The organism is Sphaerisporangium dianthi (assembly GCF_042654065.1).
GTDB lineage: Bacteria > Actinomycetota > Actinomycetes > Streptosporangiales > Streptosporangiaceae > Sphaerisporangium > Sphaerisporangium dianthi.
In genome coordinates this window covers 1-23,211 of record NZ_JBHSFP010000030.1, presented here as the reverse complement: position 1 = coordinate 23,211, position 23,211 = coordinate 1, and the positions used below count along the sequence as shown (strand labels likewise).

Genomic DNA, 23,211 nt, shown 5'->3' with positions numbered 1-23,211 from the left:
CGCACGCGGGCCGGCGCCGCCGGCGGATCCGCGCGCGGCGCGGCAGGAGAGGAGGACCGGTGAGCGGTACCGGACGGCCCAAGGCCGCCCCCGTCGTCGCCGAGGGGATGAGGGTCGGCATCGTCGCGGCCCGCTGGCACCAGGAGATCACCGACCAGCTGGTGACCCGCGCCGAGCGGGCCGCCGAGGACTGCGGGGCCGAATGGGTCACCGTCCGGGTGGCCGGCTCGCTGGAGGTCCCCGTCGTGGCCCAGGCCCTGGCCCGGCGGTGCGACGCCGTCGTCGCGCTCGGCGTGGTCATCCGGGGTGAGACCGCCCACTTCCAGTACGTCTGCGACTCGGTCACATCGGGACTGACCCGGGTGTCCCTGGACGAGTCGACTCCGGTGGGCAACGGGGTGCTGACATGTGACAACCTTGATCAGGTCGTCGACCGGGCGGGCCTCCCCGGCAGCCATGAGGACAAGGGGTACGAGGCCACGGTCGCGGCGATCGAGACAGCGATGGTGTTGCGTGACCTGAAGGGATGAGCGAAATTGCCGCGCCGATCCACCCGCCGCCGCCACAGGACGGGCCGCCGTGCCTGACAGCGAGCTTCCGCCGCCCCTGCCGGTGACCTGGCGCCCGCGGCGCGCCATGGTCCTGGCGTACGGCATCGCCACGGTGATGGTGCTGGGGTCCATCGTGCTGGCAGTGCTGCTGCCCCACCCGTTCCAGCTGCCCGACAAGATCGGCGTGGTGGCCTTCGGGTGCCTGGTCGCCTTCATCCTCCACCTGCTCGGCCGGCTGCGGGTGGAGGCCGACGACTGCGGCGTCACCGTCGTCAACGCCGTCCGCACCCACCGGTACGAGTGGCCCGAGGTGCTCGGCGTCACCATGCCCGAGGGCGAGCCGTGGCCCAAGCTCGACCTCGCCGACGGCTCCAGCGTCGGCGCCATGGGCATCCAGGGCGCCGAGAAGGCCCGCTCCCGCAAGGCCGTCGCCGAACTGCGCGCCCTCATCCACGCCTACGGCGAGGCCCCCGACCGCGGCTGAACTCCTCGCGCCGGGGCGCCATGCCGGTGGCCCAGGCCGGACGCGAACGACCGGCCCGGGCCACCGGGGACGGGCGCATCCACGGGTACGACCTTCAGCTCCCGGAGGGACGAACCTCACAGAGTGGGCGGGCGCCCCGGAGTGGGAAGGCGGGTGGGTCAGGCGGTGACGGGGACGAGGGCGCGGTCCAGGGCGCCGCGGCGCTGGAGCTCGGGCAGGACGCCCTCGCCGAACCAGTAGGCCTCCTCCAGGTGCGGGTAGCCCGACAGGACGAACTCGGTGATGCCCTGGGCGGCGTACTCCTCGATGAGGTCGGCGACCTCGGAGTGGCTGCCGACCAGCGCGGTGCCCGCGCCGCCGCGCACCAGGCCGACGCCGGCCCACAGGTTCGGGTACACCTCCAGGTCGTGGACGCCGCCGCCGTCGCGCCGGTAGTCCTCGTGCAGCGAGAGCATGCGCTTCTGCCCGACGGACTCGCTGCGGGCCAGCGTCTGCTGCGCGGTGCGGACGTCGGCGGGGTCGATGCGCGACAGCAGGCGGCCGGCCTCCGCCCACGCCTCCTCGGAGGTGTCCCGGGTGATCACGTGCAGCCGGACGCCGAACCGCAGCGTGCGCCCCTGTTCGGCGGCGAGGCCGCGCACCCAGGCGATCTTCTCGGCGACCTGGGCGGGCGGTTCGCCCCAGGTGAGGTAGGTCTGCACGTGCCGCGCGGCGACGCCGCCCGCCGCCGCGGAGGATCCGCCGAAGTACAGCTCGGGCACCGGGTCCGGGACCTCGGCCACCGTCGCGCCCTCCACCCGGTAGTGGGCGCCGGCGAAGTCGAAGGGGGTGCCGCTCCACGCCCCGCGCACCACCGACAGGAACTCGTCGGTGCGCGCGTACCTTTCGTCCTTGGAGGCGTGGTCGCCGAACCGGCGCTGCTCGGCGCCCTCGCCGCCGGTCACGATGTTGAGCAGCAGCCGCCCGGCGGAGATGCGCTGGTAGGTGGCGGCCATCTGGGCGGCCAGGGTGGGGGACAGGAAGCCGGGCCGGAAGGCGACCAGGAACTTCAGCCGCGTGGTCTGCTGGGTGAGCGCCGCGGTGACCAGCCAGGCGTCCTCGCACCAGGTGCCGGTCGGGGTGAGCACCGCCTCGAACCCGAGTTGCTCGGCGGACCGGGCGATCTGCCCCAGGTAGTCGATGGACGGCGGCCGGTACGCGCTCGCCGCGGTGCGGCCGTGCCCGCGCGAGAGCCCGTGGCCGCCGCCGATGATCGCCCTGCTGTCGCCGGAGGTGGGCAGGAACCAGTGGAATTTCAGCGTCATGACTCTAGGCGTCCTTCGTGACGATGTCGTTGAAACGGCGGTCGGTGTAGTCGGCGAAGGCGACCTTGCCCGGGATCAGCCCTTCGGCGGTGAAGGCGTCGGCCATCTCCTGCTCGGAGGCGATCACGGTGTCGTCGACCGGCACCGGCGTGGTGGTGCGGTTGGCGGCGGCGGCCGTCGTGACCGGAAGCGGCAGGCCCGTCTCCTTGGCCCAGACCTTCGCCCACTCGGCCTGGTGGGTGTTGGCCCAGACCTTCGCCCGCTGCAGCCGGGCGAGGTAGTCGCGGATGGCCCCGGCCTTGGCCGCGTCGGAGAGCGCGGCCCGCCCGGCGACCTGGAAGGCGTAGCCGTTGACGTAGCCGTTACCGTCGATGAGCACCTTGGCGCCGTTGCCGATGCGCGCCTGCGAGGTGTAGGGGTCCCAGACGGCCCAGGCGTCGATGCGCCCGGAGGTGAAGGCGGCCAGCGCGTCGGCGGGCTGCAGGTAGCTCACCGTGATGTCCTTGAAGGACAGGTTCTCCTTCTTCAGCACGGCGAGCAGGTGGTAGTGGGCGGAGCTCCCCTTGGCGACGGCGACGCGCTTGCCCTTGAGCTGGGCGGGGGAGGTGATGGCCGACCCGGAGGGCACCAGGACGGCCTGCCCGGTGACGTTCTGCCTCTCGGCCGCCACCACGGCGATCTTCGAGCGGGCGGCCGCCGCGAAGATCGGCGGGGTGTTGCCGACCCCGCCGAGGTCGACGCCTCCGGCGTTGACGGCCTCCAGCAGGGGCGGCCCGGAGGTGAACTGCGCCCAGGTGATCTTGTACGGCAATCCGCTCAGCTCTCCTGCCGCGGTGAGGAGCACCTGGGAGCCGGCCTTCTGGTCGCCGATCTTGAGAGTGACCTCCGACGAGCCGGCCTCCGCCGCGCCGCCGGTGGTGGCGTCCGGCTTCGAGCCCGCGCAGGCGGTGAGCGCCGCCGCCAGGCCCAGGGCCGTCAGCAGCCGTACGGCCTTGGTGATCATCGTGTTCCTTTTCGTGGAGACGCGGGGCAGGGCGGTCATCGCCGGCCTCCGGGGACGGTCTGGTGGGCGGTGCCGGCCTCGGAGCCGACGCCGAGGGCGGTGAGCAGGCGGTCGCGCATGGAGACAAGGTCGGGATGGTCGCGGTGCCGAGGGCGGGCCGCGCCGATGAGCTCCTCGTGAGCGATCTTGCCGTCCTGGAGCACCAGCACCCGGTCGGCGAGGATGAGGGCCTCGTCCACGTCGTGGGTGACCAGCAGGACGGCGGGCCGGTGCGCCTCCCACAGCCGAAGGACGAGCTGGTGGACGGTGATGCGGGTCAGCGCGTCCAGGGCGCTGAACGGCTCGTCGAGCAGCAGCAGGCCGGGCTCCCTGACCAGCGCGCGCGCCAGGCTGGCGCGCTGGGACTCGCCGCCGGACAGCGTCAGGGGCCAGGCGCCGGCCCGCTCGGTCAGCCCGACCTCCGCGAGGGCCCGCCGCGCGCGCTGCGCGGCGTCGGGGGCGGCCAGGCCCAGCGCCACGTTGGCCAGCACCCGCTTCCACGGCACCAGGCGCGGCTCCTGGAAGGCGACGGCCACCGAGCCGGTCACCTCCAGCTCGCCCTCGGCGCCGCCGTCCAGGCCGGCCAGCGCCCTCAGCAGCGTGGACTTGCCCGAGCCGCTGCGTCCCAGCAGGGCGATGAACTCGCCGGGAGCGATGTCGAGGTCGAGCCCGTCCAGCACGGCGCGCTCGCCGAACCGCCGGGTCAGGCCCCGGATGACGGCTACTCGCCCAGGAACCCGCGTCGCCATGTCAGGGCCCTCCTTTCCATGAGCCGCACGGCCGCGTCGGTGAGCAGGCCGAGCGCGCTGTAGACGAGCAGGCCGACGAGGATGACGTCGGTGCGCAGGAACTCCCGCGCGTTGTTGATCATGAAGCCGAGGCCGGCGTCCGCGTTGACCTGCTCGGCCACGATGAGCGCGAGCCAGGCGACGCCGAGGCTCTGGCGCAGCCCGACCAGCGTCTGCGGCAGCGCGCCGGGGAGCACGATGTGCCTGATGAGCGCGGCGCGGCCGAGCTTCAGCGTCCGCGCCAGTTCGGCGAGCTTGCCGTCGACGCCGCGGATGCCCGCGAAGGTGTTGAGGTAAAGGGGGAAGGAGACGGCGAGCGCCACGAGGGCGACCTTGGGGGTCTCGCCGATGCCGAACCACAGGATGAACAGCGGGATGAGGCCGAAGAACGGCAGCGCGCGGAGCATCTGCATGAGCGGGTCGACGGCGTTCTCGCCCGCCCTGCTGAGCCCGGCGACCAGGGCGAGCAGCACGCCGAAGGCGCCGCCGAGCAGGAACCCGGCGACGACTCGCTGGAGCGAGACGGCGATGGCCTCGGGGAGCGTGCCGCTGGTGACCAGGTCGGCGGCGGTGACGGCGATCGTGGTGGGGGAGGCGAGCAGGCGTTCGGGCAGCAGCCCTGTGGCGCTGGCCGCCTGCCAGAGGGCCACGGCGGCCAGGGGGCTGACCCACCGTCGCCATGCCCTGGTCCGGCCGGGCGCGGCGGCCGGCCGGGTGCGGAGCGGCCGGCGGGCCGTCACCAGGGGGGCGGGGACCGGCCCGCGTACCGGCTGGGCATCCAGTGCGGGGGTGGACATGGGGGACCTCGCAAAGTCGTCGCGTGGGGCGTCCGTCCCCCCATAGTTGCCTTCAATTCCTACCAAGTCAATAGGTATTTCGCCGCGCGATCACCCGTCCCGCCGCGGCGCCCGCCGGCGCCGGGACGCGTAATCTGAGGGAGTGCGGCACGAGACACTCCGGGCGTCCGACGTCGAGAACCCCGCCATGCTCGCCGAACTGCTCGACGAGCGGGCCTATATCGCCGACGAGGGGCTCGCGACCGCGTGCTTCCTCGCGCTCAAGATGGGCCGCCCCCTCTTCCTGGAAGGGGAGGCGGGGGTCGGCAAGACCGAGTTGGCCAAGACGCTCGCCGCCGTGCTGGGCGCGCCGCTCATCCGCCTGCAGTGCTACGAGGGCCTCGACGCCGCCCAGGCCCTCTACGACTGGGACTTCGCCCGGCAGCTCCTGCACCTCAAGGCCGCCGAGGCGACCGGGGCGACCGGCGCGGGCGAGGCCGCCCGCCTGGAGGGCGAGCTGTACGACCGGCGCTTCCTGATCGCCCGCCCGCTGCTGCGGGCGCTCGAGACCCAGCCCAGCGTGCTGCTGGTCGACGAGATCGACCGGGCCGACGACGAGTTCGAGGCGTTCCTGCTGGAGGTGCTGTCCGACTTCACCATCTCCATCCCCGAGCTCGGCACGATCAGCGCCGCGACGCCCCCGGTCGTCGTCGTGACCTCCAACCGCACCCGCGACGTGCACGACGCGCTCAAGCGCCGCTGCCTGTACCACTGGCTGGAGCACCCGGCCTTCGACCGCGAGGTCGCCATCCTGCGCCGGCGGCTGCCCGCGTGCACCGAGACCCTCGCCGGCCAGGTGGCCGCCGCCGCGGGGCGGCTGCGCGGCGCCGGGCTGCTCAAGCCGCCCGGCGTCGCCGAGACCCTCGACTGGACCGAGGCCCTGCTCACCCTCGGCGCCCGCGACCTCGATCCCGGGCTCGCCGCCGCGACCCTCGGCGCGGTGCTGAAGTACCGCGAGGACCAGGAGGCCGCCCTGGCGAACGGCCTGCTGCGCCATGCGTGACGCGAAGGCCTTGGGGCGTGACGCGCAGGCCATGGGGGAGGTCACCGCGACCATGACGGGGTTCGCCCGCACGCTGCGGGCGGCGGGCGTCCCCGCCGATCACGAGCGCACCCAGGCGTTCGTCCGCGCCGCGGGCCACCTCGGCGCCGCCGACCCGGACGCCGTCTACTGGGCCGGCCGCCTGACCCTGTGCGCCGGCCCCGACGACCTTCCCCGCTACGACCGGTGCTTCGCGGCCTACTTCGGCGGCGACCGCGCCCGCGCGGGCCGCACGGCCCCGCCGGTCGTGACCGTCGTCCGGCACACGGCCGCGACCGACGGCGCCGGGACGCGCGAGCCCGCCGAGCGGCAGGCCCTCGCGGCGACCGCCAGCGCCACCGAGGTGCTCAGGCGGCGCGACGTCGCCCGCATGACCGCCGCCGAGCGCGAGGAGATCCACCGCCTGCTCGCGATGCTGCGCGCCCGGCGCGAGCAGCGCCGTTCCCGGCGGTACGCCCCGGCCGCCCGCGGCCGCCTGGACCCCCGCCGCACGATGCGCGAGACCCTGCGCAGGGGAGGCGAGACCGCCCGCCTGCGGCGCCGCGCGCGCCGCTCGCGACCGCGCCGCGTCGTACTGCTCGTCGACGTCAGCGGGTCGATGGCCCCCTACGCCGACACGCTGCTGCGCTTCGCCCACGCGCTGGTGCGGTGCGAACCGCGCGCCACCGAGGTGTTCAGCGTCGGCACCCGGCTCACCCGCCTCACCTCCGAGCTGCGCCATCGCGAGGCCGGCACGGCGATGCTCCGGGTCTCGGCGGCCATCCCCGACTGGAGCGGCGGCACCCGGCTCGGGGAGGAGCTGAAGGAGTTCCTCGACCGCTGGTCCTGCGCGCGGGGCGCGGTCGTGGTGATCGCCTCCGACGGCTGGGAACGCGGAGACCCCTCCCTGCTCGGGCAGCAGATGGCGCGGCTGTCCCGCCTCGCCCGCCGGGTGGTGTGGGTCAACCCGCACAAGGGCCGCGAGGGCTACCGGCCGCTGACCGGCGGCATGCGCGCCGCCCTGCCCCACGTCGGCGCGTTCGTCGCGGGGCACAGCCTGGCGGCCTTCGAGGAACTCGCGGAAAGGCTGTCGCATGCGTGACGTGCTGTCGCAGATCCTGCGGTGGTGGGAGGCCGGGGAACGCTTCGGCCTGGCGACGGTCGTCGGCACCTTCCGCAGCGCGCCGCGGCCCCCGGGAGCCTCCATGGCCGTCCTCGGGGAGGAGGTCGTCGGCAGCGTGTCCGGCGGCTGCGTCGAGGGCGCGGTGTACGAGCTGGCCCGGGAGGTCGTCGCCACCGGCCGCCCGGTGCTGCAGCGCTACGGGGTGAGCGACGACGACGCCTTCTCGGTCGGGCTCACCTGCGGCGGCATCATCGACGTCCTCGTCGAGCCGGTGTCCAGGCAGGCCTTCCCCGAACTGGGCGAGATCGCCGCGTCGGTGCGGCGGCAGGAGCCGGTCGCGGTCGCGACCGTCATGTCCGGTCCCGGGCGGGTGGGCGCGCGCCGGGTCACCTGGCCCGCCAGGGCGTCGGGGTCGCTCGGCCCGGCCCGGCTGGACGCCGCCGTGGACGACGACGCGCGCGGCATGCTCGCCCAGGGCCTCACGGGCGTGCGCAGGTACGGCGCCGAAGGGGAGCGGCGGCTGGACGACCTCGCGGTGTTCGTCCACTCCTTCGCGCCGCCGCCGCGCATGCTCGTGTTCGGCGCCATCGACTTCGCCGCCGCCGTCGCGCGCATCGGCAAGTTCCTCGGCTACCACGTCGTGGTCTGCGACGCCCGCCCGGTGTTCGCCACCGCCAAGCGCTTCCCCGAGGCCGACGAGGTGGTGGTGAAGTGGCCGCACGACTATCTGTCCACCGCGCACATCGACGGGCGCACCGTCATCTGCGTGCTCACCCACGACCCGAAGTTCGACGTCCCGCTGCTGGAGGTCGCCCTGCGGACCTCCGCCGGATACGTGGGCGCCATGGGCTCGCGCCGCACTCATGAGGACCGCCTGGCGCGGCTGCGCGAGGCCGGCCTGACGGAGGATGAGGTGGCGCGCCTCCGCTCCCCGATCGGTCTGGACCTCGGCGCCCGGACCCCGGAGGAGACGGCCGTGTCGATCGCCGCCGAGCTCATCCAGCTGCGCTGGGGCGGCTCGGGGCGCGCGCTGACCGACACCAGCGGCCGCATCCACGGCCGCGAGCCCGCCGGCGAGGGGGCATGACCGCGCCCGGGGTGGCGGGCCTGCTGCTGGCCGCCGGCGGCGGCAGGCGGTTCGGCGCGCCGAAGGCGCTGGTGGAGTACGCGGGGGAGCGGCTCGCCGATCGCGGGGTTCGGCTGCTGCGGGACGGCGGGTGCGACCCGGTCGTGGTGGTGCTGGGCGCCGCGCGCGCCGGCGTCCCCGGCGCCCTGGCGGTGCACAACCCCGACTGGGCGACGGGCATGGGGTCGTCCCTGCGGGCCGGCCTGTCGGCGGTGCCGCGGGAGGCCGGCGCGGTGGTGATCGCGCTGGTGGACCAGCCGCTGATCCGCCCGGAGGCCGTGCGCCGCCTGGTGGCCGCCTACCGCGCGGGGGCCGCCGTCGCGGTCGCCTCCTACGGCGGCGCGCCGCGCAACCCCGTGCTGATCGCGCGCGAGCACTTCCACAGCGTGCGGGCGCTGGCCGAGGGCGACGTCGGGGCGCGCCCGTTCCTGCGCGCCCACCCCGAGCTGGTGACCATGGTGCCCTGCGACGACGCGGGCGACCCCGCCGACGTCGACACCCCCGGCGACCTGGACACCCTCGGCGACCTGGACGCCCTCGGCCGCTCCTGACCGGCGGGAGCGCGAGCGTCCCGGCAGGTGATGGCGCGCTCGTCGCCTTCCCCGCATGCCGTCCGGGGCACTATGATCATCCAGGTCTAGCGGTGGAGGAGGACACGGTGGACGACGAGCGTCCCCCCCGGGAGCTGGACGTGAACCGTCCCAACGTCGCCCGGATGTACGACTACTACCTCGGCGGCAAGAACCACCTGCCGGCCGACCGCGCCGCCGCCGAGAAGGTCATCGAGATCTCCGGCGGCCGCGTGCGGGAGGCCGTGCGCGAGAACCGCGACTTCCTCGGCCGGGCGGTCAGGTATCTGGCGAACGAGCACGGCGTCCGGCGGTTCCTCGACCTCGGCGCCGGCCTGCCCACCAAGGGCAACGTGCACGAGGCCGCGCTGGCGGCGGCGCCGGACGCCCGGGTCGTCTACGTCGACAACGACCCGGTGGTGGCCGCCCACGGCAGGGCGCTGCTCGTCACGACCCCGGAGGTCTCCTTCCTGGAGGCCGACCTGCGGCGCCCCGGCGAGATCATCTCCGCGCTGCCCGAGGCCTTCACCCTCGACCGGCCGGTCGGCCTGCTCATGGTGGCGTGCCTCCACTTCGTCCCCGACGAGGAGGACCCCTGGGGCCTGGTCGCCGCGTACGCCCGGGCGCTGCCGGCCGGCAGCCACATCGTCATCTCCCACGTCAGCTCCGACTCGCTCCCTGAGGTGATGGCCCGGGGCCGCGACGCGTACAAGGATGCCAACGCCTCCTTCGAGGCCCGCACCGGCGAGTCCATCCGGCGGCTGTTCGACGGGCTGCGGGTGGCGGCGCCGGGCGTCGTCCCGCTCAACGAGTGGCGGCCCGATCCCGACGCCCTGCCGCTGCGCGCGGAGTTTCTGCCGGTGCTGGGAGGCGTGGGCCAGGTGGTCCGGACGGCGCCGCCGGCTGGCCTTGGTGACCGAACCGAGAGAATATAGTTCGGTTACCAATCAGTAGGAGGTCGCGGGATGCGCATCGGCATGGCACTGAACTACGCCGGGGGATTCAAGGAGACCGTCGCCGAGCTGGCCGACTACGAGAGCGCCGGGCTCGACATCGTCTTCGTCGCCGAGGCCTACAGCTTCGACGCGGTGAGCCAGATGGGCTACATCGCCGCCAAGACCGAGCGGCTGCAGATCGCCTCGGGCATCCTGCCGATCTACTCGCGCACCCCCACGCTGCTCGCCATGACCGCGGCGGGCATGGACTACGTCTCCGACGGCCGCTTCGTGCTGGGCATCGGCGCGTCGGGCCCGCAGGTGATCGAGGGCTTCCACGGCGTGCCGTACACCGCGCCGCTGGCCCGCACCCGCGAGGTGATCGAGATCTGCCGCAAGGTGTGGCGGCGCGAGCGGCTCACCCACGAGGGCAGGCACTACACGATGCCGCTGCCCGCGGGGCAGGGCACCGGCCTCGGCAAGCCGCTGAAGCTGATCAACCACCCCGTCCGGCCGCGCATCCCGATCGTGATCGCGGCCATCGGCCCGAAGAACGTCGAGCTGACCGCCGAGCTGGCCGAAGGCTGGGAGCCGATCTTCTACGTCCCTGAGAAGGCCGCCGACGTGTGGGGCGCCTCCCTGGCGGCGGGCCGGGCCGAGCGCGACCCCGCGCTCGGCGAGCTGGACGTCATCGCCCAGGCCTCGCTGGCGATCGGCGACGACGTCTCCGGCTACCTGGAGTTCGGCAGGCCCATGGCGGCGCTGTACATCGGCGGCATGGGCGCGAAGGGCAAGAACTTCTACAACGACCTGGCCCGCCGCTACGGCTACGAGCGGGAGGCCGAGCGCATCCAGGACCTCTACCTGGAAGGCAAGAAGGACGAGGCGGCCGCGCTCGTGCCCATGGAGCTTCTGGAGAAGATGTCGCTGATCGGCTCCGAGGGTTTCGTCCGCGACCGCGTCGCCGCCCTGAGGGAGTCGGGGGTCACCACGATCAACGTCACCCCGATCGCCGGCTCGCACAAGGAGCGCCTCGCGCTGATCGAGAAGATCAGGGATCTGGCCGCCTGACCGCAGGGGCGCGACGTCTCCCGTCGCGAGACCGCCGCCGATCTTCGCCGGCGTCGCGCACCTGCCGGCCACCGGCCGCGTCGCACGTCCGCCCGCTGACCGTAAAGTTCGCTACATGACCGACATGTACCAATCGCGGCGGGCCAGGGTCGCCGCCCTGCTCGCCGAGCACGGCCTCGGCGCCCTCCTGGTCACCCGCGGCGTCAACGTCCGCTACCTGACCGGCCTGGTCAGCTCGAACGCCGCCGTGCTGGTGCGCGAGGACGCCTCCGCGGTCCTCGCCACCGACTCCCGCTACATCGAGACGGCGCGCCGCGACTGCTCCGGTATGGAGGTCGTCCAAGAACGCGACGTGACGCGCGGCCTGGTGGACCGGGCGGGCCGGCCCGCCATCGAGGCCCACGACATGTCGGTGGCCCGCTACCGGCGGCTCGGCGGCGACCTCCCGCCGGTCGAGGGCCTGGTGGAGTCCGTGCGCGTCGTGAAGGACGAGCCGGAGATCGAGGCGCTGCGCACCGCCTGCGACCTCACCGACCGGGCCTTCGCCGACGTGGTCGCGACGATCGCGCCGGGCATGACGGAACGGCGGATCGCCCGCGCGCTCGAGGCCCGCATGGTCGAGCTCGGCGCCGACAAGCCGGCCTTCGACACCATCGTGGCGAGCGGGCCGAACGGCGCCGTCCCGCACCACGTCCCCGGCGACCGCCCGATCGAGCGCGGAGACCTGGTCACCATGGACTTCGGCGCGCTGTACGGCGGCTACCACGCCGACATGACCAGGACCGTCGCCGTCGGCGCCGTGTCCGGCTGGCAGCGGGAGCTGTACGATCTGGTCCGGGCCGCGCAACGCGCCGGGCGGCACGCGCTCGCGCCCGGAGCCGCCGCGGCCGAGGTGGACGCCGCCGCGCGCGACGTCATCTCCGCCGCCGGGCACGCCGCGCACTTCGGGCACGGCCTGGGCCACGGCGTCGGCCTTGAGATCCACGAGGATCCGTTCCTGCGTCCCGCGGGTGCCGGTAGACTTGAGGATCGGGTTCCGATCACCGTCGAGCCCGGCGTCTACCTGCCAGGCAGGGGCGGCGTCCGGATCGAGGACACTCTCGTGACGCGTGCCGGCGGCCCGGAGCTCCTCACCCGCACCACCAAGGAGCTGCTGGTCCTGTGAGGCAGGACGGCGCTCAGCGCGACCATGACGACGCAGGAGAGTAACGAGTGGCGACGACCAACGACCTCAAGACCGGCCTGGTGCTCAAGCTCGAAGGCGGTGACCTCTGGAGCGTGGTGGACTTTCAGCACGTCAAGCCGGGCAAGGGCGGTGCGTTCGTCCGCACCAAGCTCAAGAACGTGCTCTCGGGCAAGGTCGTCGACAAGACGTTCAACGCCGGCGTCAAGGTCGAGGTCGCTCAGGTCGACCGGCGCGAGATGCAGTTCTCCTACCTCGACGGCGACGACTTCGTCTTCATGGACACCGAGACCTACGACATGCTGAACGTCCCGCGCGTCACCGTCGGCGACGCGGCCAACTACCTGCTGGAGAACACCCTGGCCACGGTGGCCGTCAACGAGGGCAACGTCCTGTACGTCGAGCTCCCGGCGGCCGTCGAGCTGAACATCGCCCAGACCGAGCCCGGCCTGCAGGGCGACCGCTCGACCGGCGGCACCAAGCCCGCGACGCTCGAGACCGGCGCCGAGATCAAGGTCCCGCTGTTCATCACCACGGGTGAGAAGGTCAAGGTCGACACTCGCACCGGCGAGTACCTCGGCCGGGCCTGAGGTGTCGGCTCGGGGAAAGGCTCGCAGGCGCGCACTGGACATCCTCTTCGAGGCCGAGCTGCGCGGCGAGCCGCCGGTCGGCGTGCTCGCGGAACGGATGGAACGGGCGGAGCCGCCGGTCAACGAATACACCGCGACACTGGTCGAGGGCGTGAGCCGGCACCGGCCGCGCATCGACGAGCTGATCTCGACCTACGCCGAGGGGTGGACCCTCGACCGCATGCCCGCCGTCGACCGCAACCTGCTCAGGGCCGGCACCTATGAGCTGCTGTGGATCACGGACGTTCCCGAGGCGGTGGTGATCAGCGAGTGGGTTCACCTGGCCTCCGAGCTCTCCACCGACGAGTCGCCGCAGTTCGTCAACGGGTTGCTCGCCCGGTTCAAGCAGCTCAAGCCGTCCCTCGCCCTCTGAGGCGGGCGAGCCGCCCGCACGGCGTAGGCTGGGGACGACCGACATGCTTTTAGGAGGCGAGCTGAAGTTGCGCACCGAAGGCGCCGCACGCCAGGCGGCCACCTCTCCGGCGGTGCGCACCGCCGTGGTGTGGGACGCCCTGCTGGCCGCGCTGGCCGGCCGGGTCGGCGCCACGGGGCGTGAGCGGCTCGACATCGTCGACGCCGGCGGCGGCACGGGCGGGTTCGCCGTCCCGCTCGCCGAGCGGGGCCACGCGGTCACCGTGGTCGACCCCAGCCCCGACTCCCTGGCCGCCCTCGAACGACGGGCGGCCGAGGCCGGGGTGAGCGTCAAGGGCATCCAGGGCGACGCCTCCGACCTGCGCGAGCTGCTCGAGCCCGGCTGCGCCGACCTGGTGCTGTGCCACAGCGTCCTCGAATACGTCGAGGACCCCGCGAGCGCCCTCGACGCGGTCGCGGCGGTGCTCAGGCCTGGCGGGGTGGTCAGCGTTCTGGCGGCGAACCCGGTCGCCACCGCGATCCACCGCTCGCTCTCGGGCCACTTCGACGAGGCCCGCCACGCTCTCGCCGATCCGTCCGGCAGATGGGGCGATCAAGATCCCACGCCCCGGCGCTTCAGCGGCGAGGCGGTCGCAGGCCTGCTGTCGGCGGCGGGGTTCACCCCCGGCGAGGCCAGGGGCGTGCGCGTCTTCGCCGATCTGGTGCCCGGCCGGCTGCTGGACGGCGAGCCGGGGGCCGCGCGGGCGCTCATCGCGCTCGAACAGGCCGCCGCCGCCCACCCGGTGCTGCGCGACATCGCCACCCAGCTCCACTTCCTCGGGCACCGATGAGGGTCCCGGCCGGCCGGTCGGCGCCCCTCGCCGGTAGAACGCCTGTTCGGGTAGGATGATCCTGTGTCGCGCAAGCAGGTTCTGCGGTCCGAGGCGGGGTTGCGCCCCGGCTCGGCGCGGGCCCCGCTGGCCGACGACACCGGCTGCCCGATCCTGCACGTCGACATGGACGCCTTCTTCGCCAGTGTCGAGCTGCTCGAACGTCCCGAGCTGAAGGGCACCCCGGTGATCATCGGCGCCACGGGGGCCCGCGGCGTCGTGCTGAGCGCCACCTACGAGGCCCGGCGGTTCGGGGTGCACTCGGCGATGCCGATGACCCGCGCCCGCCGCCTGTGCCCGCGGGCCGTGGTCATCCCGCCCAGCCACGGCAAATACTCCGAGGTCTCCAAGGGCGTCATGGAGATCTTCCACGCGATCACCCCCGAGGTCGAGCCGATCGCCTCCGACGAGGCGTTCCTCGACGTGCGCGGCGCCGTGCGCAGGCTCGGGTCCCCGGCCGAGATCGCCGCGCTGATCCGCGCCCAGGTCGCCGAGCGCCACGGCATCACCTGCTCGGTGGGCGTGGCGAGCAGCAAGTTCGTCGCCAAGCTCGCCTCCCGGCAGTGCAAGCCCGACGGCCTGCTGGTGATCCCCGCCGACGGGGTGGTCGAGTTCCTCCACCCGCTCCCGGTCGCCGCCCTGTGGGGCGTGGGCGAGCGCACCGAGCAGGCCCTGGTGCGGCTCGGCATCAAGAGCGTGGGCGATCTGGCCCACGTGCCCGCCTCGACCCTCCAGCGCGAGTTCGGCGCGGTCGGCGCCCACCTGGCCGCGCTCGCCTGGGGACGCGACGAGCGCAGGGTCACCCCGCACGTCCCCGACAAGAGCATCGGCGCCGAAGAGACCTTCTCCTCCGACGTGGACGATCCAGACGCCATCCGGCGCGAGTTGCTGCGGCTGTCCGAGCGGGTCGCCGCCCGGCTGCGCGCCGGGGGTCACATCGGCCGCACGGTGAGCGTCAAACTCCGCCGTTCCGACTTCACGACGATCACCCGGGCCCGCACGCTCCGCGAGGCGACCGATGTGGCGAAAGAGATATATGCCACTGCCTGTGAGCTCTACGGGGCCGCCGGGCTCGACCGCGTGCGGCTCCGTCTGGTCGGCGTGCGGGTCGAAAATCTGCGCCCCGCGGGCACGGCGACCCGCCAGCTCGGCCTCGGCGAACGAGAAACGGGCTGGCGGGAGGCCGAAATGGCGATGGACAAGGCCACGCGGAGGTTCGGTCCCGAGGCGGTCCGCCCGGCCTCGCTTGTTCGCCCTAGGTTTGATGGAATGGATCTATGACGTCACCTCCGGTTTGGTCTACGTTGGACGTTTTCTTTCGCCTACGTCTACAGCCTCGTATTCTGGGGATAACCGACCGCGAGGTCCGGACACCCTGTGGTGCCCGTTGCCGTCTTCCCCGACAAGGGGCCGTCCTTGGGAGGCGCCGTGCCGCTCTCTGAGCACGAGCAGCGCTTGCTCGACCAGATCGAGCAGGCCCTCTACGCCGAGGACCCGAAGTGGGCCAATACCGTTCGGATCAGTGATCCGCGCAACCATTACAAGCGTCGCCTGGTGAAAGCCTCGATCGGCTTCGTCCTGGGTGTCGTGCTGTTGATGGTCGGCGTCGTGGCACCGATCATCCCACTCGGTGTCGGCGGCTTTGTGGTCATGCTCGCGGCGTGTCTGTGGGGCCTGTCCAGCTGGAAACGCATGAACGGGTTCGGCGGTGAGGCGAGGCCGGGAGCGACCGGCAAGCCCGAACGCCGGCGTGCCGCGAAGCCGAGTTTCATGGAGCGCATGGAAGAGCGCTGGCGCCGCCGGGGCGAAGAACGCTGATCCGCCGCGGCGGGCCCCCATCGCGATCCCCTCGGTGGACGGCCCGCACCCGGTGATCGGCAGGATGGTCCCTCCTGCACGGCGGTAAGGCCTCTTCCGTACGCACGGCACGCGAGCGCTGTCGGTTCGCCGACACCGAAGGCCCGCAGATCTCTGCGGGCCTTCGGCGATGCGGGGCGGTGCGCTCAGTGGCGCGTGCCGGTCAGCGCGTGCTCCTTCGCGGGCTCGTCACCGATGGGTTCGGCGTCGCGGCGTCGTGGCCACAGGCGCAGCGTCTCCAGCCTGTCGAACCCGTCGAGCACCTTCTCGCCGGCCTCCTTCAGCCTGCGCAGAGTGGAGGGCGGCAGCAGCCGGGCCCGCAGCCTCCTGCCGCGCGTCACGCCGGCGTACAGCGCGTCCCGCACGCGCCTCAGCTCGCCCTCCAGCGCCTGGACCCGTCCAGGCGTGCGCGCGTAGCGCATCCGCTCCTCGGCCGAGGCGATCGCGGTGATCGAGGCGGCGGTGGCCTCGTCCAGCTCGCACTGCCGCACGACCCTCGCGGCGAGGGCGCGCGGGCTCTCGCTGGCCTCGTGGCCGAGGTTCAGGTCGTACAGCGTGTCGATCAGCTCATGCCACGACGCGTGCACCGCGTTCCCGAGGTGCGCCGCCGGCGCCCGTGACCGCTCAGGCGCGCGGGGCTGCAGCTGGGCGCCGGCGACACCCGGATCCGCGGCGCCCACCTGCGTCCAGGCGCGGCGGCGCCGATAGCGCACCACCGCCCGCGCGGCGGCGGGGATGAGCCCGATCAGCAGCAGGGCGCCCACGCCGATGCCGATCTTGACGGGCAGCGGCATGCCCGCGTCCACGCCCAGCGTGCCGGCGGCCAGGCCGGCGTCGGGGTCGCGGGGGTCACGCGCGCGCGGCCCCAGCGTGTCGGCCGGGTCGGTGGCGTCCGTCCCGCCGCTCGGCCTCGCGCTCGGGCCGTCCCCGGGCGCGCTGGTGGCGGCCACCGGGCGGCTGTAGTCGGGAACGCGGGCCGTGGCCTGGCCGAGGCCGCCCGCCGGGGTCGGCTCGAACCGCAGCCATCCGGCGCCCTGGAAGTACAGCTCGGGCCAGGCGTGCAGGTCGTGCGTGCGAACCTGCCACGACCCGCCGATGAAGGCGCCGCCGGTGTAGCCGATGCCCACGCGGGCGGGGATGCCGAGGACGCGGGCCATCACCGCCATGGCCGCGGCGAACTGCTCGCAGTAGCCGGTGCGGTTGCGCAGGAAGTCGGCCAGCGCGTCGCTTCCGTTGCCCTGGGTGGCCAGGCTGTAGACGAAGTCGCCGCCGGTGAACCACGACTGGAGCTTGACCGCCATCTCGTAGGGCGTGTCGGTGCTCGCCACCCGTTCGTGGGCGATCACGCGGATCTGCCGCGGCAGGTCGGGAGGAAGGGCGAGGTAGCGCGTCAGGATCTCGCGGTCGTCGGTGGCGGAGGGCATCGTCCGCAACGCCTCGGCCGACGGCTGCGGCTCCTGCCCGGTGACTCTGTAGGTCTGCCCGCCGGCGGTCTCCCGCGTGGAGAACACCATGAGCGAGCTTCGGTCGGCGCGCCAGTCGCCCTCCACCTCCACTGACGACGACGGATAGGGCAGCGGCAGGAAACTGAGCCCTTCCACGTCGTCGCTCACTGTGACCACCGTGCGGATCGGCCTGAGCGGCACGAGCGTGGACAGTCCCGGCGGCGGCGGCATCGGCCCCTCCGAGACGCGGTCCTCGGGCCGCCCCTTGGGCTGCGACATCGTCCACTGCTCGCCGTCGAAGGTGTCCAGCGCGTACATGCGCAGGTAGCGCGGGACGTTGTCGGTGTTGCCGTAGGTCAGCACCGTGGCGTTCCGCGGCTGGGTGAGCTGGCCGCGCAGGCTGGCGATCGGGTTCGGGATGGTGATCGTGTTGCCGCCCCTGCCGTCGCCGGACCCCACGCCGAAGCCGAACAGCGGGCTCGGCTCCAGCGTCGGCAGCAGCGCCGGCAGCGTGATGGCCAGGGCGATCGCGGCGAAGCCGATGCGCTTGCCGGTCAGCGACAGCGGGGCGGTGTCGGCCTGCATGCGGGCGCCGGCGCCGACGCCGCGCGATCGGCGCACCAGCACGGCGCGGCCCCAGTGGCTCACGCGCTCGCGCCCGTCGGCGGTGAGCAGCCCCACGTACCCGAGCGCGCCGATGATGAACGCCGGCCAGCCGATCGGGTCGGGCAGCACCGCCGCCGGGACGGTGAACAGGGCCAGCAACGGCAGCCCGGCCAGCGCCGCGCGGCGCATTCGTACGGCCAGCAGGTCGACGAGCACGGCGATCAGCCCGATGCCGCCGACGGCGAGCAGCGCGATCGGCGGGTTGTCCGGCACCGGGGCGGCGAAGCGCTGGATGTCCTTGAAGCCGTCTCCCAGCAGGCCGGCCATGGCGAGGACCGATTCCTTGGTGGGCACCACCCAGGCCCAGTTGTCGTCGAGGGTGAACACGACGGTCAGGTAGACGAAGAGCGCGAACAGCTCGGCCGGGGGGCCGAGCCATCGCGGGGTGGTGTGGCGGGCGGTGAGGACGGACACGGTGGCGACCACGATGATCGCGCCCATGCCGGCCCAGAACCAGGTGCCCCCCCGAAACAGCGGGTAGAGGGTGAGCGAGGCCGCGGCCGTGGCGAGCCCCGCCGCGATCGGGAGTCTCATGCGGCGTCTCCTGCCGTGATCGTGTCCGGCGGGCCGGCGTACCGGCTGCTCTGGCCGGCGTCCTGCCAGACGGCCGCCAGAGAGGTGCCCGCGGGCAGCCGCACGACGCGCCAGCCCGCCCCGGCCAGCACGGCCCGCGCGAGCTCGAAGGACTCGTCGACCTCCGGGTGGTGGGCGGGGGTCTGCTGCCAGCCGCGCACGTCCAGCATGACGGCGACGCCGGTGACGCCGCCGGTGCGCAGCCGGGCGAGCGTGTGGGCCTCCTCGGCGTCGAGGTCGCCGAGGACGGCGACGATCAGGCCGTCCCCGCCGCCCTGGCGCAGCGCCGTGACGCCAGACTCCAGCGAGCGGGCCGTGCTCTGCCGCACGACGGCGAGCGCGTCCAGCAGGGAGTGCCCGCTTCCGGTGTCGGGCAGGAGCTGGGCCCCCTGGTCGGTGACCAGCCGCAGGCCGAGGCCCTCGCGGGCGAGCTGCATCCCGATCGAGGCGGCCGCGGAGACGCCGACCTCGAACGACGAGCGCGGGCCCTCGCCGCGGTGGGCGTGCCTGCGGGTGTCCAGCAGCAGCGCCCCCCGGCTCTGCCACTGCTGCTCCTCGCGGCGCACCATCAGCTCGCCGTACCGCGCGGTGGACCGCCAGTGCACCCGGCGCAGGTCGTCGCCCTGCCGGTACTCGCGCGGGCCGATGTCGTCGTCGCCGGCCGCCGCCACGCTGGTGCTGCGGCTGTCGCCGCCGCCGGTCAGCTCGCCCGACAGGCGCACGTGGGGGAGCGGCACGACCTCCGGGAGCACCATCAGCGTGTCGGTGGCCGTGAACGCGCGGGTGAGCTCGACCAGGCCGAACGGGTCGGCGATGCGCACCGACAGCGGCCCGATGGGGAACCGGCCCCGCAGGTCCGAGCGGACCTTGTAGTCGATCTCGCGGATGCCGCGCGACTCCACCCGGTCCAGGACGAACCGGGGGCGGGTGCCGACGGCGTAGGGGACGGTGTCCTCGACCAGGAGCAGCCCGGTGGGCAGGCGCGTGACGTTCTCCAGCCGCACGGTGACCGTGCTGTCGGAGCCGACCTTCACCCTGGCGGGGTCCAGCCGCCGCGCGCAGCTCAGCCGGTAACGGGTGCGGGCCACGACCAGGGCGGCGAGCAGCGGCAGGGCGATGATCAGCACGCTCACCCGCAGCAGGTCGTGCTCGCCGAGGAAGAACGCGCACAGCAGGGCGGCGAAGCCCGAGGCGAGGAACGAGCGGCCGCGCGAGGTGAGCGCCCGGAGCCCGGCCATCACCGCTGCGATCCCTCCCCGTCGAACCCCCTCTCCCGGCTGTCCGGCACCGGGACGCGGCGTACCAGCTCGGCCAGGACGTGTTCGGGACGGCGGCGGCGGCCCTGGGCCTCAAGGCTCGGCAGCAGGCGGTGGGCCAGCACCGGGACGGCCAGCTCCTGCAGGTCGTCGGGGATGACGTAGTCGCGCCCGGCGATCGCGGCGTGGGCGCGGGCGGCGCGCACCAGGTGGAGGGTGGCGCGCGGGGAGGCGCCCAGCCTGAGGTCCGGGGACTGGCGGGTGGCGGACACCATGTCGATGGCGTACTTCTTCACCGGCTGTGAGACGTAGACGGTCCGCACGGCGTCGATCAGGGCCTTGACCTCGGCGGTGGTGGCGACCGGCTCCAGCTTGTCCAGCGGCGAGGAGGCGCCGTGGACGTCGAGCATCTGCAGCTCGGCGGCGGGCTCGGGGTAGCCCATCGCGATGCGCGCGGTGAAGCGGTCGCGCTGGGCCTCGGGGAGGGGATAGGTGCCCTCCATCTCGATCGGGTTCTGGGTCGCGATGACCATGAACGGCGTCTCGAGGCGGTAGGTGGTGCCGTCCACCGTGACCTGGTGCTCCTCCATGCACTCGAGCAGCGCGGACTGGGTCTTGGGGGAGGCGCGGTTGATCTCGTCGCCGACGACGATGTTGGCGAAGACGGGGCCGGGCTTGAACTCGAACTCGCGGGACTGCTGGTTGAAGGCGCTGACGCCCGTGATGTCGCTGGGAAGCAGGTCGGGGGTGAACTGGACGCGGCGTACGGGGCAGTCGATCGACCGGGCCAGCGCCTTGGCGAGCATGGTCTTGCCGACGCCCGGCACGTCCTCGATGAGCAGGTGCCCTTCGGCGAGGAGAACTGTGAGGGTCAGCCGGACGACGTCGTCCTTGCCCTCGATGACAGATTCGATCGCCTCACGGATCCGGTGCGCCGTGGCGACCAGACCTTCCAGCTCCTGTCCGACATCGTGGGTTATTCCCACCGGGCCTCCATGAGGGTGTGGCAGCCCCGCGCCGGGTTCGTTTTGCGGGGGGCTTTGCTTTCCTTTTCCATTGTGCGTACCGACACTACGGTGCCGTGGGTTCCAGGGCGACTTTCCGTCATATTCAGGATGAACAGCCCCAGTGTTCTTCTCCGTGGTCGCGTTCATGTCCCGCCGATGTGCGAATCCCGTGACACGCGCGCCGCTCCGGGCGCACCGCTTTCCCCGTCCCGCCGTGCGGGCGTCCAGGTCACGGCTTTCCTCCTCCCCGCCGTGCGGCCGTGCACCCCGCTTCCCTCTGTCCGCCCCGTTCCATTTCCGCGCGCCGCCGGCCACTCCACTTTCCTCCACCGCGAGGCCGGCCGCCGGGCGCTTCCGCTCTCGTCCTTCGGCGGCGGCGCCGCGGGCCGCGCGGCGGCGGTTCGCGGAAGTGGCGATAAGGGGCGTTCGACACGCCCGTAGGGGTGTGGTGCGACTCGGGGCGCTCCACTTCGCTCCACCGGCGCTGACCTGCGGAAACGCGGTCGCCATATCGACGCGACACGCTTTGAATCAGTTGACGGTGGGGAGAAGTGGAGTATGGTGGTGCGCAGTGGAGGGGCTGGGGTAGTAGCGACCAGTCTTTCCACATGGCACGGGAGGTGGGGCCGGTGTTCCTCGGCACCCATCAACCGCGTCTGGACGAGAAAGGACGACTGTTCCTGCCGGCGAAGTACCGTGAGGAGCTGGCGGAGGGTCTTGTGATCACCAAGGGCCAGGAGCGGTGCCTCTACGTCTTTCCTGTAGAGGAGTTCCAGCGCATCACCGAGGCGCTGCGCACCGCCCCCGTGACAGCCAAGGCCGTCCGCGATTACAGTCGCGTCTTCTTCGCCAGCGCTTCAGACGAGACGCCCGACAAACAAGGGCGTATCACCATCCCCCAGGGCCTGCGCGAGTACGCCGGCCTCCGCCGAGACTGTGTAGTCATCGGGGCCAACACCCGGCTGGAGATCTGGGACGCGAAGGCCTGGGACACCTATCTGGCCGACCAAGAGCAGGCGTTCTCCGAGCTATCGGAGGAGGTGCTGCCAGGAGTTCTTTGAACAGGTCGACTCGTCGGTGAAAACGTCGTTCGGCGAGGTCTCCACCCGCTCCCATGGTGCCGGGCAGCTTCCGGTCACCGCCGCGCCGCCGTCAGCTGATGCACCTTCCCCGGTGTCAGGTGGCGGGGCGCGAAGAGGGGACGCGGATGGGGACCTGGCCGGACGAGCCGTTCACATGGCGCGGGGGCGGAGCCCACCGGTGAGAAGGCCGAAATACGCAAGGCCGCGAAATCCGCGAGCAGGGGAAGTGTCCGGGGGGAATCGATGGACACGACCGAGGCGGCAAAGGGGGTTTGACCATGCATGTCCATGATCATGCGGAGCCGGGCGGGCACGTTCCGGTGATGCTTGAGCGCGTCCTTGAGCTTCTGGCTCCCGCGCTGTCCGGTCCGAGCCCCGTACTGGTCGACGCCAACCTCGGCCTGGGCGGTCACGCCGAGGCGTTGCTGGCCGCGCACCCGGAACTCCACCTGGTGGGCATCGACCGCGACCCGACCGCCATCGAGCGCTCCACCGCTCGTCTCGCGCCGTTCGCGGCGCGCACCACCCTCGTGCGGGCGGTCTCCGACGAGCTCACCGAGGTGCTGTCGCAGGTCGGCCATCCCCGCGTCGACGGCGTGCTGTTCGATCTCGGCGTGTCCTCCCCGCAGCTCGACGAGGCCGAGCGGGGGTTCGCCTACTCCTATGACGCCCCGCTGGACATGCGGATGGACCCCGAGCAGGAGCTCACGGCCGGCGGCGTGGTCAACACCTACTCCGAGGGGGAGTTGACCCGCATCCTGCGCGACTACGGCGAGGAGCGTTTCGCCTCCCGCGTCGCGCGGTTCCTCGTCCGTGAGCGGGCGGCCGAGCCGATCACCTCCACCAAGCGGCTGGCCGAGATCGTCCGCGAGGCGATCCCCGCCGCCACCCGCCGCACCGGGGGGAATCCCGCGAAAAGAACGTTCCAGGCGTTACGCATCGAGGTGAACGGGGAGTTGACCGCTCTCGAACGGGCGCTCCCCGCGGCACTCGACGCACTGAAGGTCGGAGGGCGCGTGGTCGTGCTCTCCTACCACTCACTTGAGGACCGGCTGAGCAAGCAGGTCCTGACGGCGCGAACCAGGGACACCAGCCCTCAGGGGCTGCCCGTCCCGCTGCCGGCCCACCAGCCGCGGTTCCGTCTGGTGACGAGGGGAGCCGAGCTCCCAGACGAGGAGGAGGTGGCGCGCAACCCGCGCGCCGCCTCGGCCAGGTTGCGGGCGGCAGAGAGGATCCGGGAGCCGGAATGAGCATCGACAAGGAGACAAGGCAAGAGACCGGCAGCGGCCAGGCGGCGACCGCCGTCGGCGAAAGGCCCGTGCGCGCGGCGCGCGGCACCCGTGCGGTCCCCGCGCCGCCGAGGCCCGACCGGACCGTGCGGCGCACGGCGCCGCCCGGCGGCCCGGCGCCCGAGGCCGCGCC

At 73.0% G+C, this 23,211-nt stretch carries 23 protein-coding genes; 16 read left to right on the top strand and 7 right to left on the bottom strand.

The features are described from left to right. The first annotated feature begins 59 nt into the window (after positions 1-59). Positions 60-530, top strand: coding sequence for a 6,7-dimethyl-8-ribityllumazine synthase (gene ribH / locus ACFO60_RS31535; protein ID WP_380847643.1), 471 nt, complete (start codon positions 60-62; stop codon positions 528-530). A 49-nt stretch (positions 531-579) separates the two neighbouring features. Beyond that, the gene (locus ACFO60_RS31530) at positions 580-1,035 is read left to right on the top strand and encodes a PH domain-containing protein (protein WP_380847640.1); all 456 of its coding nucleotides are present in this window, start codon (positions 580-582) and stop codon (positions 1,033-1,035) included. Between the two features lie 158 nt (positions 1,036-1,193). Here the strand turns inward: ACFO60_RS31530 and ACFO60_RS31525 are convergent, their stop codons facing one another. Genes ACFO60_RS31525 through ACFO60_RS31510 form a run of 4 tightly spaced genes read right to left on the bottom strand, consistent with a single transcriptional unit; the run spans position 1,194 to position 4,966 of the window. Further along, positions 1,194-2,339, bottom strand: a complete 1,146-nt coding sequence (locus tag ACFO60_RS31525) for an LLM class flavin-dependent oxidoreductase (RefSeq protein WP_380847637.1) — start codon at positions 2,337-2,339, stop codon at positions 1,194-1,196. A gap of 4 nt (positions 2,340-2,343) precedes the next feature. Continuing rightward, positions 2,344-3,381, bottom strand: coding sequence for an ABC transporter substrate-binding protein (locus tag ACFO60_RS31520; RefSeq protein WP_380847634.1), 1,038 nt, complete (start codon positions 3,379-3,381; stop codon positions 2,344-2,346). Beyond that, positions 3,378-4,130 (bottom strand): ABC transporter ATP-binding protein, encoded by a 753-nt coding sequence (locus tag ACFO60_RS31515; RefSeq protein ID WP_380847631.1) that lies wholly within the window; start codon positions 4,128-4,130, stop codon positions 3,378-3,380. The genes ACFO60_RS31520 and ACFO60_RS31515 overlap by 4 nt, the downstream gene beginning before the upstream one ends. Continuing rightward, positions 4,103-4,966, bottom strand: coding sequence for an ABC transporter permease (locus ACFO60_RS31510; protein WP_380847628.1), 864 nt, complete (start codon positions 4,964-4,966; stop codon positions 4,103-4,105). The genes ACFO60_RS31515 and ACFO60_RS31510 overlap by 28 nt, the downstream gene beginning before the upstream one ends. A gap of 187 nt (positions 4,967-5,153) precedes the next feature. Between ACFO60_RS31510 and ACFO60_RS31505 the strand changes: the two genes are divergently transcribed. The 12 genes from ACFO60_RS31505 to ACFO60_RS31450 all read left to right on the top strand — a co-directional run bounded on the left by ACFO60_RS31505 (position 5,154) and on the right by ACFO60_RS31450 (position 15,721). Beyond that, entirely contained in the window at positions 5,154-6,008 is an 855-nt protein-coding gene (locus ACFO60_RS31505) for an AAA family ATPase (RefSeq protein ID WP_380847830.1), read from the top strand. Next, positions 6,001-7,128 (top strand): vWA domain-containing protein, encoded by a 1,128-nt coding sequence (locus tag ACFO60_RS31500; RefSeq protein WP_380847625.1) that lies wholly within the window; start codon positions 6,001-6,003, stop codon positions 7,126-7,128. Before ACFO60_RS31505 ends, ACFO60_RS31500 begins: the two co-directional genes overlap by 8 nt. Next, the gene (locus ACFO60_RS31495) at positions 7,121-8,236 is read left to right on the top strand and encodes an XdhC family protein (protein ID WP_380847622.1); all 1,116 of its coding nucleotides are present in this window, start codon (positions 7,121-7,123) and stop codon (positions 8,234-8,236) included. Before ACFO60_RS31500 ends, ACFO60_RS31495 begins: the two co-directional genes overlap by 8 nt. Then, positions 8,233-8,826 carry a nucleotidyltransferase family protein gene (locus tag ACFO60_RS31490; protein WP_380847619.1) on the top strand — a complete coding sequence of 198 codons (594 nt, stop codon included), beginning with the start codon at positions 8,233-8,235 and terminating at the stop codon, positions 8,824-8,826. The genes ACFO60_RS31495 and ACFO60_RS31490 overlap by 4 nt, the downstream gene beginning before the upstream one ends. 107 nt (positions 8,827-8,933) lie before the next feature. After that, positions 8,934-9,779, top strand: a complete 846-nt coding sequence (locus tag ACFO60_RS31485; protein WP_380847616.1) for an SAM-dependent methyltransferase — start codon at positions 8,934-8,936, stop codon at positions 9,777-9,779. 30 nt (positions 9,780-9,809) lie between these two features. Beyond that, positions 9,810-10,850 (top strand): LLM class F420-dependent oxidoreductase, encoded by a 1,041-nt coding sequence (locus tag ACFO60_RS31480; protein ID WP_380847613.1) that lies wholly within the window; start codon positions 9,810-9,812, stop codon positions 10,848-10,850. Positions 10,851-10,965: 115 nt separating this feature from the next. After that, positions 10,966-12,015 carry a M24 family metallopeptidase gene (locus tag ACFO60_RS31475; protein ID WP_380847610.1) on the top strand — a complete coding sequence of 350 codons (1,050 nt, stop codon included), beginning with the start codon at positions 10,966-10,968 and terminating at the stop codon, positions 12,013-12,015. A gap of 47 nt (positions 12,016-12,062) precedes the next feature. Then, positions 12,063-12,623: an elongation factor P gene (efp, locus tag ACFO60_RS31470; RefSeq protein ID WP_380847607.1), complete on the top strand. Its 561-nt coding sequence runs from the start codon at positions 12,063-12,065 to the stop codon at positions 12,621-12,623. 1 nt (position 12,624) lies between these two features. Beyond that, entirely contained in the window at positions 12,625-13,035 is a 411-nt protein-coding gene (gene nusB, locus ACFO60_RS31465; protein ID WP_380847604.1) for a transcription antitermination factor NusB, read from the top strand. 43 nt (positions 13,036-13,078) lie between these two features. Continuing rightward, positions 13,079-13,864 carry a methyltransferase domain-containing protein gene (locus ACFO60_RS31460; RefSeq protein ID WP_380847601.1) on the top strand — a complete coding sequence of 262 codons (786 nt, stop codon included), beginning with the start codon at positions 13,079-13,081 and terminating at the stop codon, positions 13,862-13,864. Positions 13,865-13,927: 63 nt separating this feature from the next. Continuing rightward, entirely contained in the window at positions 13,928-15,184 is a 1,257-nt protein-coding gene (gene dinB, locus ACFO60_RS31455; RefSeq protein ID WP_380847598.1) for a DNA polymerase IV, read from the top strand. 147 nt (positions 15,185-15,331) lie between these two features. Then, a complete protein-coding gene (locus ACFO60_RS31450; RefSeq protein WP_380847595.1) occupies positions 15,332-15,721 on the top strand; it encodes a DUF3040 domain-containing protein in 390 nt (129 codons plus the stop codon). A gap of 185 nt (positions 15,722-15,906) precedes the next feature. On the opposite strand, the gene ACFO60_RS31445 is transcribed toward ACFO60_RS31450, so the two are convergent. Genes ACFO60_RS31445 through ACFO60_RS31435 form a run of 3 tightly spaced genes read right to left on the bottom strand, consistent with a single transcriptional unit; the run spans position 15,907 to position 20,686 of the window. Next, positions 15,907-18,405, bottom strand: coding sequence for a transglutaminase TgpA family protein (locus ACFO60_RS31445; RefSeq protein ID WP_380847592.1), 2,499 nt, complete (start codon positions 18,403-18,405; stop codon positions 15,907-15,909). Beyond that, the gene (locus ACFO60_RS31440) at positions 18,402-19,682 is read right to left on the bottom strand and encodes a DUF58 domain-containing protein (RefSeq protein ID WP_380847827.1); all 1,281 of its coding nucleotides are present in this window, start codon (positions 19,680-19,682) and stop codon (positions 18,402-18,404) included. The genes ACFO60_RS31445 and ACFO60_RS31440 overlap by 4 nt, the downstream gene beginning before the upstream one ends. Beyond that, complete coding sequence (locus ACFO60_RS31435) at positions 19,682-20,686, bottom strand: AAA family ATPase (protein WP_380847589.1); 1,005 nt, start codon at positions 20,684-20,686, stop codon at positions 19,682-19,684. The genes ACFO60_RS31440 and ACFO60_RS31435 overlap by 1 nt, the downstream gene beginning before the upstream one ends. A 650-nt stretch (positions 20,687-21,336) precedes the next feature. Here ACFO60_RS31435 and mraZ point away from each other — a divergent pair. Continuing rightward, on the top strand, positions 21,337-21,768 hold the full coding sequence (gene mraZ / locus ACFO60_RS31430; RefSeq protein WP_380847824.1) for a division/cell wall cluster transcriptional repressor MraZ: 432 nt from the start codon (positions 21,337-21,339) through the stop codon (positions 21,766-21,768). Between the two features lie 299 nt (positions 21,769-22,067). Continuing rightward, positions 22,068-23,039 carry a 16S rRNA (cytosine(1402)-N(4))-methyltransferase RsmH gene (rsmH, locus tag ACFO60_RS31425; protein WP_380847586.1) on the top strand — a complete coding sequence of 324 codons (972 nt, stop codon included), beginning with the start codon at positions 22,068-22,070 and terminating at the stop codon, positions 23,037-23,039. Positions 23,040-23,211: the final 172 nt, after the last annotated feature.

What these genes read in the sequence shown, in the direction of transcription:
- ACFO60_RS31445 (WP_380847592.1), bottom strand. Translation starts at nt 18,405, where the DNA reads ATGAGACTCCCGATCGCGGCGGGGCTCGCCACGGCCGCGGCCTCGCTC.
- ACFO60_RS31500 (WP_380847625.1), top strand. Translation starts at nt 6,001, where the DNA reads ATGCGTGACGCGAAGGCCTTGGGGCGTGACGCGCAGGCCATGGGGGAG.
- ACFO60_RS31515 (WP_380847631.1), bottom strand. Translation starts at nt 4,130, where the DNA reads ATGGCGACGCGGGTTCCTGGGCGAGTAGCCGTCATCCGGGGCCTGACC.
- ACFO60_RS31525 (WP_380847637.1), bottom strand. Translation starts at nt 2,339, where the DNA reads ATGACGCTGAAATTCCACTGGTTCCTGCCCACCTCCGGCGACAGCAGG.
- ACFO60_RS31480 (WP_380847613.1), top strand. Translation starts at nt 9,810, where the DNA reads ATGCGCATCGGCATGGCACTGAACTACGCCGGGGGATTCAAGGAGACC.
- ACFO60_RS31495 (WP_380847622.1), top strand. Translation starts at nt 7,121, where the DNA reads ATGCGTGACGTGCTGTCGCAGATCCTGCGGTGGTGGGAGGCCGGGGAA.
- rsmH (WP_380847586.1), top strand. Translation starts at nt 22,068, where the DNA reads ATGCATGTCCATGATCATGCGGAGCCGGGCGGGCACGTTCCGGTGATG.
- ACFO60_RS31440 (WP_380847827.1), bottom strand. Translation starts at nt 19,682, where the DNA reads ATGGCCGGGCTCCGGGCGCTCACCTCGCGCGGCCGCTCGTTCCTCGCC.
- ACFO60_RS31505 (WP_380847830.1), top strand. Translation starts at nt 5,154, where the DNA reads ATGCTCGCCGAACTGCTCGACGAGCGGGCCTATATCGCCGACGAGGGG.
- ACFO60_RS31510 (WP_380847628.1), bottom strand. Translation starts at nt 4,966, where the DNA reads ATGTCCACCCCCGCACTGGATGCCCAGCCGGTACGCGGGCCGGTCCCC.
- ACFO60_RS31490 (WP_380847619.1), top strand. Translation starts at nt 8,233, where the DNA reads ATGACCGCGCCCGGGGTGGCGGGCCTGCTGCTGGCCGCCGGCGGCGGC.
- ACFO60_RS31520 (WP_380847634.1), bottom strand. Translation starts at nt 3,381, where the DNA reads ATGACCGCCCTGCCCCGCGTCTCCACGAAAAGGAACACGATGATCACC.
- ACFO60_RS31475 (WP_380847610.1), top strand. Translation starts at nt 10,966, where the DNA reads ATGACCGACATGTACCAATCGCGGCGGGCCAGGGTCGCCGCCCTGCTC.
- ACFO60_RS31460 (WP_380847601.1), top strand. Translation starts at nt 13,079, where the DNA reads ATGCTTTTAGGAGGCGAGCTGAAGTTGCGCACCGAAGGCGCCGCACGC.